The sequence below is a fragment of the Bradyrhizobium sp. IC4059 genome (genome assembly GCF_020193615.1).
Classification (GTDB): Bacteria; Pseudomonadota; Alphaproteobacteria; order Rhizobiales; family Xanthobacteraceae; genus Bradyrhizobium; species Bradyrhizobium yuanmingense.
The window spans coordinates 20,504-33,297 of sequence record NZ_JADYVH010000022.1 but is presented as its reverse complement, the minus strand read 5'-3'; the positions used below and the strand labels follow the sequence as shown (position 1 = coordinate 33,297).

Annotated in this window: 11 protein-coding genes; 7 read left to right on the top strand and 4 right to left on the bottom strand. The window is 64.4% G+C overall.

Annotation, left to right across the window (positions count from 1 at the left end; all coding sequences use genetic code 11):
- Window positions 1–311: 311 nt before the first annotated feature.
- Window positions 312–3,776, top strand: a complete 3,465-nt coding sequence (locus I6F12_RS36185; protein ID WP_225158465.1) for an AAA family ATPase — start codon at window positions 312–314, stop codon at window positions 3,774–3,776.
- On the opposite strand, the gene I6F12_RS36180 is transcribed toward I6F12_RS36185, so the two are convergent.
- Window positions 3,751–5,931 carry a PAS domain S-box protein gene (locus tag I6F12_RS36180; protein ID WP_225158464.1) on the bottom strand — a complete coding sequence of 727 codons (2,181 nt, stop codon included), beginning with the start codon at window positions 5,929–5,931 and terminating at the stop codon, window positions 3,751–3,753. The two genes, I6F12_RS36185 and I6F12_RS36180, sit on opposite strands and share 26 nt — an antisense overlap.
- A gap of 97 nt (window positions 5,932–6,028) precedes the next feature.
- Between I6F12_RS36180 and I6F12_RS36175 the strand changes: the two genes are divergently transcribed.
- Window positions 6,029–6,205, top strand: coding sequence for a hypothetical protein (locus I6F12_RS36175; protein WP_225114568.1), 177 nt, complete (start codon window positions 6,029–6,031; stop codon window positions 6,203–6,205).
- A 31-nt stretch (window positions 6,206–6,236) separates the two neighbouring features.
- Here I6F12_RS36175 and I6F12_RS37430 read toward each other — a convergent pair whose 3' ends face one another.
- Both I6F12_RS37430 and I6F12_RS36170 read right to left on the bottom strand, forming a co-directional pair.
- Entirely contained in the window at window positions 6,237–6,359 is a 123-nt protein-coding gene (locus I6F12_RS37430) for a hypothetical protein (protein ID WP_260345449.1), read from the bottom strand.
- A 99-nt stretch (window positions 6,360–6,458) separates the two neighbouring features.
- Window positions 6,459–6,635 carry a hypothetical protein gene (locus tag I6F12_RS36170; RefSeq protein WP_156447317.1) on the bottom strand — a complete coding sequence of 59 codons (177 nt, stop codon included), beginning with the start codon at window positions 6,633–6,635 and terminating at the stop codon, window positions 6,459–6,461.
- Window positions 6,636–6,783: 148 nt separating this feature from the next.
- On the opposite strand from I6F12_RS36170, the gene I6F12_RS37425 reads away from it, so the two are divergent.
- From I6F12_RS37425 to I6F12_RS36155, 4 genes are all read left to right on the top strand, one after another.
- Window positions 6,784–6,915, top strand: coding sequence for a hypothetical protein (locus I6F12_RS37425; RefSeq protein WP_260345447.1), 132 nt, complete (start codon window positions 6,784–6,786; stop codon window positions 6,913–6,915).
- Between the two features lie 141 nt (window positions 6,916–7,056).
- The gene (locus I6F12_RS36165; RefSeq protein ID WP_225158474.1) at window positions 7,057–8,184 is read left to right on the top strand and encodes a beta-propeller fold lactonase family protein; all 1,128 of its coding nucleotides are present in this window, start codon (window positions 7,057–7,059) and stop codon (window positions 8,182–8,184) included.
- Window positions 8,185–8,252: 68 nt separating this feature from the next.
- The gene (locus I6F12_RS36160; RefSeq protein ID WP_167361671.1) at window positions 8,253–8,423 is read left to right on the top strand and encodes a hypothetical protein; all 171 of its coding nucleotides are present in this window, start codon (window positions 8,253–8,255) and stop codon (window positions 8,421–8,423) included.
- A gap of 213 nt (window positions 8,424–8,636) precedes the next feature.
- On the top strand, window positions 8,637–9,530 hold the full coding sequence (locus I6F12_RS36155) for an HlyD family efflux transporter periplasmic adaptor subunit (RefSeq protein ID WP_036015950.1): 894 nt from the start codon (window positions 8,637–8,639) through the stop codon (window positions 9,528–9,530).
- 117 nt (window positions 9,531–9,647) lie between these two features.
- Here I6F12_RS36155 and I6F12_RS36150 read toward each other — a convergent pair whose 3' ends face one another.
- On the bottom strand, window positions 9,648–10,496 hold the full coding sequence (locus I6F12_RS36150) for a caspase family protein (protein WP_225158463.1): 849 nt from the start codon (window positions 10,494–10,496) through the stop codon (window positions 9,648–9,650).
- Between the two features lie 420 nt (window positions 10,497–10,916).
- Between I6F12_RS36150 and I6F12_RS36145 the strand changes: the two genes are divergently transcribed.
- Window positions 10,917–12,644, top strand: coding sequence for a hypothetical protein (locus I6F12_RS36145; RefSeq protein ID WP_225158473.1), 1,728 nt, complete (start codon window positions 10,917–10,919; stop codon window positions 12,642–12,644).
- The last annotated feature ends 150 nt before the right edge of the window (window positions 12,645–12,794 follow it).

The following is a 12,794-nucleotide window of genomic DNA, read 5'->3' as shown; positions in this document are numbered from 1 at the left end:
GCGACGCCACGTCTGGCCCGGATGTCCGCTGCGAGGAAAGCGGCGCCGCTGAGTGTTTGGTTCGAGGTCGTGCGGCGATTTGACAATCAGCGACCGACAGCTATCAATTCATTGAATTCTGCGCACCTGGCTCGTCGAAATGGTGAGCCGCCGATCCGCCTCATTTTCGAGACGCGGGCAAGAAACGCTCAAAATACCGATGGTTTGCCTCCATTGGCCGCCGCAACGAAGAGTCGCATCGAGTCCCAATCCAAGCGCAAACCACAGGCATTTTGGAGCCGCTCAGCGCAATTTGAACCAGGGATTTCCGCATGCCGAATGATGAGTCGAGGACGGGGACGGAGCGTCTGAGACACTGGCTTGAAAGCGTTGGGCTCAGCCAATACACGGACCTCTTCGCCCGCCATCGCATCGATCTCGACATCCTGCCCCACCTGACCGAACCGGATCTGGCACAGATTGGACTGCCGCTCGGAGACCGCAAGCGGCTTCAGCGTGCAACGGCGTCCCTTTCCGGAATGGCCGCGCCAGCCGCGGGCCACACATTGCCCGCTACGGCAATCGTTGCGGAACGTCGCCAGCTCACCACGATGTTCTGCGACATGGTCGATTCCACCGCGCTCTCCGCACAGTTCGATCCCGAGGACGTGCGTGACATGATCGCGAGCTTTCGCGAAACCTGCGTGGGTGTGGTCAAACACTATGAAGGATTTGCCGCCCGCTTCGTCGGCGACGGCATCCTGGTCTATTTCGGCTACCCGAAGGCGCATGAGGACGATGCCGAGCGAGCGGTGCGGGCTGGTCTCGAGATCGTGCGGACATTGTCGACCGCGCCTGCGATCGAGCCGCTGGGTGCGCTCAACCATGCGCCCGCCGTCCGGATCGGCATTGCGACGGGACTGGTGGTCGTGGGCGACTTGGTCGGCCAGGGGACCGAGGAGCGCGATTCCGCGGTCGGCGAGACCGTCAATCTGGCGGCGCGATTGCAGGGCCTGGCGCCGCCGAACGGGGTGGTCATCTCGTCGTCGACGCAGTCGCTGTTGAAGGGAAAGTTCGACTATCGCAATCTCGGGGTCCATGCACTCAAGGGGATAGCCGGAAGAACACAGGCGTGGCATGTGGTACGGCCGTCGCGCGTGGAGACCCGCTTTGCCGCAGCCATCGGCTCCCGGCTGACGCCACTCGTCAATCGCGACGACGAGATCACGGTTCTGCTCGGCCGCTGGGAGCAGGCCAAGGCGGGCGACGGCCAAGTCGTGGTGCTGTTCGGGGAGCCGGGCATTGGCAAGTCGCGCATCGTCCAGGAAATCTTCGTGCGGATTGCGGGGGATCGGCACGGGCATGTCTCGTTCCAGTGTTCGCCCTACTACAGCTCGACGGCGTTCCATCCCTTCATCGAGCAGCTCAAATTTGCCCTGGGCCTCGACCGCGACGATGCTTCGGCCTCGTCTCTGTCGAGTCTCGAGCGGACCGTTGCGGCCGCGCATGGCGACATCGAGCAGATGACGCCGCTCTTTGCGGCGCTGCTGTCGATCCCGACCGGAGGTCGCTATCCTCCGCTCGATCTGTCGCCGCAGCAGCAAAAGGACGCCATCGTCTCCGCCCTCATCAATCATCTCCTGGGCCTCGCGCACGATCAGCCGCTGGTGATCGCCTTCGAGGACGCCCATTGGATCGATCCGACATCCCGGGAGGTCATCGATCTGCTGGTGGAGCGGGTCCAGTACACGCCCATTCTCGTCGTCATCACCTGCCGTTCCGAATTCAAGCCGAGCTGGAGCGCTCACTCTCACATCACGACGCTGGTGCTGAACAGGCTGAGCCGGCAGCAGCGGACGACCTTGGTTGAGCGGGTTGCCGGCAGCCGCAAAATGCCGAAGGAAGTCGTCGAGGACATCATCGTCAAGACCGACGGCGTGCCGCTGTTCGTCGAGGAGCTGACCAAAGCCGTTCTCGAAAGCGACCTTCTGACCGAGGAACGCGGAAACTATGTGCTCTCCGGTTCGTGGCGACCGCTGGCAATCCCGGCGACGCTGATGGATTCGCTGATGGCGCGTCTGGATCGGCTGGGCCCGTTCAAGCGGGTCGCACAGATCGGAGCCACCATCGGCCGGCAGTTCTCCTACGAGATGCTGAACGCTGTCGCCTCCGTACCAGCCGACCAGATCGAGGCGGCGCTCGATCGCCTGGAGGAGGCAGGGCTGATCGTCCGGCTGGGCCATCCGCCGGATGCGCTCTACTCGTTCAAGCACGTGATGATCCAGGATGCAGCGCATGCGAGCCTGTTGCGCAGCGAGAGGAGACGGCTCCACGCGCGGATCGCGTCGGTGCTGAGTCAGAACTATCCGGAAAAGACCGAGCGCGAGCCGGAGCTTCTCGCCTATCATCTGACCGAATCCGATCAAAGCCAGCCGGCTGCAGCTTCCTGGATCAAGGCCGGCAGGCACGCCGCAAGGTTGGGAGCCTATTTGGAAGCGATCGGCCACCTGCGCCGTGGCCTAGCGGTCGTCCTCGGCAGTCCCGAGATGCCCGACCGCGATGAAATGGAGCTGGAGCTTCGCATTGCGCTGGGTAACGCGCTGATCGCTGCCAAAGGTTACGGCACACAGGAGGTGGAAGACAATTTTGCCCGAGGCCTTGAGCTCGGACGGCAGCTCGATGATGAAGACAAGGTGCTAGCGGCGATAAGAGGCCTTTGGATGCACCACTTCATTCGGGCTGACCTGACCAAGGCGCACGGTCTGAGTGCCGCACTCCTGAAATTCGCCAAACGGGAACGTCCGAGCGAGTTGCTGTCGAAGCAGACCCTGTACCTCGTGGAGGCCCACAGGTCGATCGCGGCGACCATGCTTTACCGCGGGCGGTTTCTGGCGGCGCAACATCATCTTCGTCGCTCCATCCAACTCGATGATCCGGTTCTGCATCGCGGTTCGGCGGAAAGGCTCCTCAATCCAGGCGTCATGTCGATGTCGTACCTCGGATACCTGCTATGGTTCCTGGGCCAGCCCGACACCGCGCGGCAGCACAGCGAGCGGGCGATCTCCGATGCCGAGCAAATGCGCCATCCTTTTACGCTGGCATTCGCGCAAGTGTTTGGCGCGTACCTTTGTCAGCATCTGCGCGACGTCACGGGCACCAGAGATTATGCCAGCCGCGCGATGACCATTTCATCGCAACACGGCTTTCTGCATTGGAAGCAACAGGCCACCATTCTGCATGGATGGGCGCTGACCGAGCTCGGGGACATGGATGCAGGTCTGAGCGAAATGCGCACGGGCGTCGAGGGTTATGAGGCGCAGAATTCCTGGCTCGCCAGTTGCTGGTTCAGATGCCTCCTCGCGCAAGGCTATGCGAGGGCCGGTCTGTCGGAAGCGGCCTTGCGCGCGCTCGATGGTGCCTTGACGGTCGCGAAGAGGACGGGCGATCACTTCTATCTGGCGGAGATCTACCGCCTGCAAGGGGAGTTCATCCGGGCCCATGCCGGACCAGCGGCCGACTCCGAGGAATTGTTCGTGCAGTCGCTGGAAGTCGCGCGCGGACAGAATGCCCGCTCGTGGGAGCTGCGGACAGCCGTCAGCCTGGCCCGCCTCTGGCGAGATTCCGACAAGCTTGAGCAGGCGGCGGACCTGCTTGTGCCTGTTGTCGGCAGGCTCCGTGAAGGGCTCGTCACGCCGGACGTGAAAGAAGCCATCGCGCTCGCAAGCGAGCTCGATATGCTGTCATCCAGAGATCAGCCATGGATCGCGCGAATCAATTCGATCCGACAGTGCCCGTGACCGGCATCGACATGCGACAGCGCACGCCGCCCGGTTCGAAGGCGAGATCGAACTCTCCGCCGAGGTCCGCCTCGACACAGCGCTCCATCAGCCGCGTGCCGAAGCCGCGGCGCCTGGGCGGCGTGACTTTCGGGCCGCCGGATTCCACCCATTCATAATCGAGAATGGTGCCGTGCCCGGCATTCCGCAGGCTCCATCGCATCAAGAGCGTCCCATCCGGCGCCGACAAGGCACCGTACTTCGTCGCGTTGGTCAGGAGCTCGTTGAGAACCATCGTAAAGCTGAGCGCCGAGCGCGCATTGAGCGCGACGGGTGGACCTTCCATCCTGATCCGGCCATCCTCCGCAACAGCCGCCGTGATGTCCTCGACGAGCCGCTGGAGCGGAGCGTCCTGCCACTTGCGCTCGGTCAAGAGATCATGCGCACGAGAGAGCGCCAGCAACCGGCCCTCGAAGGTTCGATTGAAGTCGTCCAGACTGCTGGTATGGCGCGCGGTCTGGCCGGCGAGCGATTGCACCATCGCCAGGGTATTCTTGACGCGATGATTGAGCTCATCAATCAGGAGGGTTTGCGCCATTTCCGCGCGCTTGCGTTCGGTGATGTCGACCAGCATGTTGACTGCACCGATCAGCCTGCCCCCCGAATCGAATAGCGGCGTCGGATAGGGAATGAACGGCACGCGCGTGCCGTCCGGTCGCTCCGCGACAGCCTCCACTCCACGCACGGGCCGACCCTCCCGGAGCGCGATCGCCATCGGACATTGGTCGTGCGGCAGAGGCGTGCCGTTGGGCCAATAGAGCTTCCAGGTCACGCACCATTCGTCGCCGGGCAGCGGCGTGCGCCCGGCCATCTCGACGGCGGTCTTGTTGTAGAAGGTGATACGGCCGTTTGCGTCGGTGGTGTAGAGTGCGGCGGGCAGCGCCTCGAGCAGATCGCGCATATGCTGCTCGCTCTCGCGAATCCGATCCTGCAATCGCTTGGCTTCCGTGACGTCGTGACTGACGCGAACGCCGTAGCGGAAGCGTCCCGCGCTGTCCGTGACCGAAGAGCTGAAGATCTCGAGATAACGCACGCTGCCGTCGGGGCGCAGGGCGCGCTTGCGGCAGGTGTAGCTTGGAATCTCGCCACGGACCTGTTGCTCATAGAGGGCAAGATCCGCGGCGCAATCGTCGGGATGAGTATAGTCGGAAAAGCTCATCCCCAGCAGCTCCTCACGGGATCTCCCGGTGATCTCGCTCAGATAATCGTTGACCCGGAGCAGCCGCCCATGTTCATCGGCCTCGGCGATGCCGACCTTGGCCGCTTGGTAGGTTGCAGCGAGGCGAGTCTCGCTCGCCTCGCGCGCCAGCTCGGCCACGCGCAGCCCGGTGACGTCAGCTGTAAAGCAGCGCGTGCTGACGAACTTGCCGTCCTCGACACGACTGTTGGAGGTGATCAGTACGTGCTTGATCGAGCCGTCCTTCGCGCGCAGGCGGGCAGGATAACGGTCCAGCCTTTCGCCGCAGGACAGTCGGTGGAGAATGTCGCCGATGACGGGGGCGTCCGCGTGAAATTCGGCCACATGGTGACCGATATACTCTTCGGCGCTGTAGCCCAGCAGATCGAGCTCGGCCTGATTGGCCCTGCGAATGATGCCGTCGCCACCCACGATATGGAGCCCGACCGCACTGTTCTCGAAGAAGTCCTCGAGATCCTTGGTCTTTGCACGAACCTCTTCCTCGATCTTCTTGCGATCTGAAACGTCCTGAAAGCAATTGATTGCGCCCTGGATGCGGCCGGCATGATCGCGCAGGGGACGGATGTTCACGAGTGCAGTGATCCGCGAGCCGTCCGGCCGTTCGATGGTGACCTCCGTGTTACGCGCGGGGAGGCCGAGCCGGACCGCATTGGCCATGGGGCACTCCGAATGCGGAAGCAGGGTGCCGTCCATCCTGTAGAGACGATGCGACCCGCAGAACTTTTCGACGGAACCAAGCTCCGGAGTTCTGCCCCACAATTCCGCGGCTTCGCCGTTGTAGGTCACGATCCAGCCTTCACTATCGCAGACATAGACCGCGCCCGGAATGGCCTCGAGCGCCGCAGGAGCCGCCGCCACCAGGGCCTCGAATTCGGTCAGCTTGCGGGCAGAGAGCGGAAATTCCTCGACATTCGACATACTTAGCCCCGACGTGCCGCAGGCGGGCGCCTACGCAATCAGCTTGAACGCATCGAAGCCCAGAGCGTTCCAAGGCCCGCCAACCGCTGGTTGAGACTTGGCGGCGCCGAGTGCGGTCAAAGCGTCCGCGAGCGGCGCTTCGACAGTCGGGCCTCACCCCTGTTGTGCCGACGCCGACGGCACGGCGCTCGACGACGGGCGCACCATGGTCTGGCCCTATTACGTCAACGGCCGCCCCAAGATCCGCTGCTTCATGCCCGGCAGCATGACGTGATCCGGAACGGGCTCGGCAAAGTAAGAGAAGCTCACATCGATTGTCGGGCCGCCCGCACTTCGGCGAATTCGGCGTCGGGGTGGCTGACGATGGTGGCGACCATGATGCCGCTGATGATCAGCGACCAGGCGGTGTTCCAACAGATCCAAAACACGAGCCAGCCTCCCTTTTCCCTCTCTCACGCCCCGAGCTAACGGCAGAGCGATGCCGCCGTTCCCGGCGCGGGGCCTGCCGCGAGGGCGGCGGCAAGGAACTATTTTGGTTTGGTCGGCGGCGCCGCCCGATCGGTTTGGCCGGTGTGGCGCTTTGCCACGACATCCGCATCGCGCTCGCCCTCGTGCGGGCGCGGCGGAAGCTTGGGCTGGCCGGCTTGACCGCCATGCTTGCCGCCCATGTCGGGCTTGCCTTCGAGATCGTTTGCGCGGGACATGTCGGTTCAATGCGTTCGCAGCGCATTGGTTCGCGACAGCATCGGCCGTTTTCGCCCTGTGAACGGCCTCATAGAACCGCCGCTCTTTGCAGTGCAGGATCGCTGACGCGGCCCTTGGCCTCGCGGCTTGCACCGATGGATTGGCCTGATGCGAAAACGACTCATCCTCTGGACCCTCATGACCTCCGCCCTGGTCGCGATCACCGTGTGGACTATGCTCGGGCCGCCGGACCAGCCGTCCGGGTTGCGTCTGCCCTCCCGAACCGCAGCGGCGCGCTGACCCGGCATCCCGCGACCGATGCGATTTCGGCATCGATCGATCCCCATTGGATTTTGGTGCGGCGTCGCTCCGCCCGCTATGCTCGCGGCAAAAACGATAATACCGCGAGCCAGCTTTCAGGAGGAGCCCATGTCGAGACCGATGTCGAGACCGATCCGACGCATCGCATCGCGCGCGCCACGCGCTGCGATCGCCGCCGCCCTGTTCGCTTCCCTTACCCTCATTTCTGGAGTCCGTGCCGGTATGGCCGAAACCTTTGCCTATGTCGGCAATGCCGACAGCAACGACATCAGCGTGTTCAAGATGAGCGAGAGCGGCGAGATGACGCTCGTGCAGACGGCCGCCTTCAAGGGCGTCGAAAAGCCGGGCTCCTCGACACCGCTCGCGATCACGCCCGATCATCGTACGCTGATTGCCGGAATCCGCTCGCAGCCCACTCTCGCGGTGAGCTTTGCGATCGATCCCAGGACGGGCGAGCTCAGCCATCTCGGCAACGGACCGCTCGCGGACAGCATGGCCCATATCGCCATCGACCGCAGCGGCAAGTACCTGTTCAGCGCCTCCTATGGCGGCAACAAGGTCGCGCTGAATCCGCTGCTTGGCAACGGGGTTGCCGGCGAGCCCAAGCAGGTGATCCCGACCGGGCTGAACGCGCACGCCTTCCTGCCTTCGCCCGACAACCGCTTCGCATTTGCGACCAATCTCGGCTCCGATCAGGTGCTGGCCTTCGCATTCGATGCCACGACCGGCACGCTGACGCCGAACGACCCGCCGGGGCCCAAGGTGCCGGAGAAATCGGGGCCGCGGCACTTCGTGTTTCATCCCGGCGGCAAGTTCGTCTATCTCCTCCACGAGCTGAACGGCGATGTCGCGGCCTTCACTTATGAAGCCAGGAGCGGCGCGTGGGACGAGATCCAGCGCACCACCGCGCTGCCGGAAGGGTTTTCGGGAAAACCTTGGGCGGCCGACATCCACATCACGCCGGACGGCCGCTTCCTCTACGCTTCCGAGCGCACCACCAGCACGCTCACCGCCTACAGGGTCGATGGCTCGAGCGGCAAGCTGACCACGATCGGCAGCGTGCCGACCGAGAAGCAACCGCGCGGCTTTCAGGTCGATCCAAGCGGCCGCTATCTCGCCGCGGTCGGCGAGCTCTCCGACAGCATGACGGTTCATGCCATCGACCAGGGCAGCGGCGCGCTGACCAAGCTGAAATCCTACCCCACCGGCAAGAAACCGAACTGGGTCGAGTTCCTGAAACTGCCGTGAGGAGCCATCGCCGACCTACGTAAACATCCGTAATTTCGCGAGGCCCGGCTTGGCGTCATATCTCGGTCATGGACCGGCAGATTGTCTTCAAATGCCCCCAGACGGGCCTGAACGTGCAGCATCGGCTTACCGACGAGCCGAGCGATCGCACGCACGTGTCGGTGTCGTGTCCGGCCTGCACGCGGCTGCATCTGATCGAGCGGGCCAGCGGCAAGCCGGTGGGTGAGCGGCGCCGCTGACGCCCGCCGCGCGCGACTCGAGCTCTTCGGAGCGAACCTGTTCTCCAATCCCGCGACTCATCAAAGACTCGCTTGTCAAAGACTTGCTTGCCGCGACTGCCGGCGGCGGCACGGCGTCCTGTTTCGGGACGACGCGGCCGTAGTGCGGGCGGCGGCCATCTGCTATCGATTGGAGGCATAGCCCAAGTGGAATTTACCCAATTGGAATTTCCGATGCGTCATTTGCCCCGCGCCGTTGTTCGAAACCTGTGCCCCGCAGCCGTCGCCGGCCTGCTCGTCCTCAGCCCCCATCCGGCCGGTGCCGCCGATGACGACGCGCCGAAGGGGCCGGCGGTCACGGTGCTGAAGGTCGCGAAATCCTGCTTCTCCGACGTCGTCGAAGCCACCGGCACGATCATCGCGCGTGAGGAAACCTCGGTGCGGCCCGAGCGGCCCGGCCTGAAGGTCACGGACGTGCTGGCGGAAGCCGGCGACACCACCACCGCCGGCCAGGTGCTGGCCCGGCTGGCGCTGCCCGAAGGCGGCACGCTTCAGGTCACCGCGCCCGTGGCGGGGGTGATCGCGACCTCGACCGCGCAGATCGGCAACTTCGCCTCGGCCAAGGGCGAGGCGCTGTTCACGATCGTGGCGCGCAGCGAGTACGACCTCGTCGGCCTCGTGGCCACCACCGATGTGCGCAAGCTCGCGGTCAATCAGCAGGCCACCGTGCGGATCCCAGGTGGCGGCGACATCAGCGGCAAGGTGCGCCGCATCGGACCGACCGTCGAGCCGAACATCCAGCAGGGCATGGTCTATATCGGCATCTCCTCGCAGAAGCGGCTGCTGCTGAATGGGAGCGGGCGCGCGCTGATCAAGACCGGGCAGAGCTGCAACGTGGCGGTGCCGCTGACCGCCGTGCAATATTCGTCCGCCGGCACCGTGGTGCAGGTGATCCGCCGCAACCGCGTCGAGACCAAGCGTGTCGAGGTCGGCTTGATGTCCGGCGGCAATATCGAGGTCCGCGACGGCCTTAGCGAGGGCGACGTCGTCGTCGCCCGCGCCGGTGCCTTGCTGCGCGAAGGCGATCCGGTGCGTCCCGTGATGGCGAGCGCGGAAGCGGCGAAGTAGGAGCAACGTCGTAGGGTGGGTTAGCCGAAGGCGTAACCCACCTCTTTGCTTTCCAAGCTGACGCGAGAGAAGCGGTGGATTACGCCTTCGGCTAATCCACCCTACAAGAGCCGCGAACTAACCGCCGGCTTCGCCGAAACGGACGTCTTCGAGCAGCGACGACGATACGGTCGGGACCTGGTCGCCTTCGCTGGCGCGGGAGATGGCGAGGCGGGTCTTGTTGAAGACGCTCTCGGCGCTGCCGGGCTTGCTGAGGTTGTTGAGGAACTCGCTGACCAGCACGCTGTGCTCGCCCTTCCCGTCGTCGACGACTTTGCCGGGCGAGGCGGAGGTGAGGATGAGCGCATTGTCGGACGCGCTGATCGGCGCGAGACCGTGGCTGTAGGAGCGGAAGCGGCGCTCGTAGGGATTGCGGCGGGAGGCGTCGACCACGACGAGCTTCGCCTTGGCGCCCTGCTCCTTCATCATCTCGAGCACGCCCTCGATCGACACGCCTTGGCGGCGGACGTCCTTTTCCTTCCAGATCACGGCATCGACCGGCAGCATGTAGCTCTCGCGGCCGGCCTGCACGCCGTAGCCGCCGAAGAACAGCATGACGACGCTGTCGCGGGTGATCCGCGACTTCAGGCGGCTCACGGCGCGGACCATGTCGTCGCGGGTCGCATCTTCCACCATGTCGACGTCGAAGCCGTTCTTGCGCAGGGACGAGGACAGCGCACGGGCGTCGTTGATCGACTGCGTCAGCGGCGCGCTGGCGTCGGGGTAATGTCCATTGCCGATGACGAGCGCCAGGCGCGAGCTCTGGCCGATCGAACCGGTGATCTGATCGGTCGAGACCGCCTTGGCGGCATCGATCGCACGCATGTTGAGAGCAGCATGGGCGCCGATCACCAGCGACACCGTGCCGATGAGGGCCGCGGCGAGGGCGATCGTACGTCTGGAAAAGTCGAGCTGCTTTAGATTCATCTCGCTTCGTTTCCTGTGCCAAAGACCTACCAAGCGCGCGCACACTGTTTGAGTAGCGCGATAGCGGCTTTAGGTTTGAGGGATTGGCCGGGGATGTGACCCCGAATTGCGCGCAATTTGCGGCGCCGCACCAAACAAACCCTTAACCGGATATAGGCCCTGGGGCAATAGATTGCTCAAAATTTGAACTAAGCGTCTGAATATACTTGATAATTCTCCGATCCAAATTGCCGCCTTTACGGCTTCCCCGTAGCCTTCCGGAGAGCGATCATGCAGCCTTCGTGCCGGCTTTTCCGTGACTTCCATCACATTTGTTTTTCCCGCGAATCCGGGTAGCTTTTTCAACGACTTGCAGGGGGTGGCGCGCAGATGGCAGCGTGCCTGATGTCCCCGACCAAGGCCCCCGCGACCAGGTATTTCATGAGCTTTCATTATTTTGCCGGCGCCGCCTGCCGGGCGCTGACGGCGCGGAAGGACGGCCCCTCGCTTTACGACGTCTGCGATCCCGTATTGTCGGATACGGCCAGCGGCGATCCGCATCTCGCCAAATTCTACAGGACCGCCCTCGGCAATCCCGCGCTGCGGATCCTGCTCCGCCGCGCCGGCCTGCCCGAGCTGCGCGACGAGGGGATGCTGACGCGGCTGCGCGCGGCCCTCGCCCAGGCCCGCGACGAGGCCGAGCCCGACTGGGCGGCGGTCGGGCAGCCGATCGCCGATCTCGTCGACAGCATCGCGCTCGACCACCCCAAGCCGCCGCCGGTGCCGTTCACCGCCACCATGCCGCAGAGCGCTGAGATCGACGGCGTGATCCGCGATTGCGCGCAGCATCTGCTCGGCTCGTACCGCCGCAACGGCTTCCTGCCGACCTACGCCGCCTTCAACCTGATCGGCGATCCTGATGTCCGCGGCCGCGAGCTGATCGTGGCGCTCACGGGCCTCAACGCGCGCGGCTACAAGAATTCCTCGCTGCTGTTCAACCTCGCCCGCGTCTTCATCGCGCGCTCGCCCGCGCGCGCCGTGGTCAATCCGCCCTGGAAAGGCATTGCCGAGCCGATGTGGGAGCCGGTGCAGATCCGCCACCGCTCGGCCTATTACGACGCGTTCTTCATCGAGGCCCTGCTCGGCTTCGTCGAGACCGGGCTCGCCTCCCCGGCCGACAAGGTCGCGGCGGAGCGCGCGATCGCCGACATGGTCGATTTCTGCGTCAACATCAGTCGCGAGGAGGTCGAAGGCTTGGGCGGCGCGCGCTTCAACGTCGTCACCGCACTGGCGCCGGCGCCGCATCCGCGCTTCTCCCGTTACTTCGCGCAGATCAAGCAGGACCTCGGTTTCGGCATCTACGTGCCGGATTGCGACACCACGGCCTGCTCGATCTCCGCGGCGACGCAGGCCGGCTGTACCGACGCGATCATCGACCAGCCGCTCCTGGACTTCTATGCGGGCTATCAGGTGCGCGCCGGCGTCAACGAACCGCGCGTGACCGTGCCGCTCAACGACAATATCGACTATGAGGGCGGGGTTGCGACCTGGATCGACAATCTCAAGGGCGAGCGCCCTTACGGCAACGATCTCGATCCGACGCTCAATCTCGACATTCTCGAGGTAAGCTTCCGCAACCTTGAGCGCTGGAAGGTGCTGGAGACGCCGTCGCGGCTTGCAACATTGCACCGGATCATCGGCTTTCAGAAGCGGCTGGCCGCCAGCGGCGCCTTCGCCAATCCGCGCTCGCACATCTATTATCTGCCGGAGCTCTACAGCGCCTATTTTGGCCGCTGCTATGCCGCCTTCCTGGCGCTGCCGCTGGCGGCGCAGGCCGCGATCGATCCCGCCGGCGATTTCGATTTCATCCGCCATCGCGTGCTGTCCTACGTCAAGGGCGAGCTGATGGCGGCCGAGATGAACGTGTTCGACGCCGCGCTGGCGCTGATCGCGCTCGGCCATCTCGGCGCCGACCCGCGCGCCTTCGCACCGGCGCTGAACGTGATCGTCGCCGGGCTCGGTGAAGGCGGCCGCCGCGGCCCGTTCCGCGCCTATGAATGGAACAAGATGAAGACGCCGACGCGGATCCTGGTCGGTGGCCCGGAGGTGACCTCGGCGTTCGTGCTGATGGGGCTGGCGGTGGCGAAGCGGGCGATGGCGCGAGGGTGAGGGGTCTCGTAGGGTGGATTAGCGAAGCGTAATCCACCATCTGACCTCCGCGGATACGAACAGTGGTGGGTTACGCCTTCGGCTAACCCACCCTACGAGACCGTCGCAAAATGACAGGAAGTTGAAAGCCTATCTGTTCGGCATGCGCTG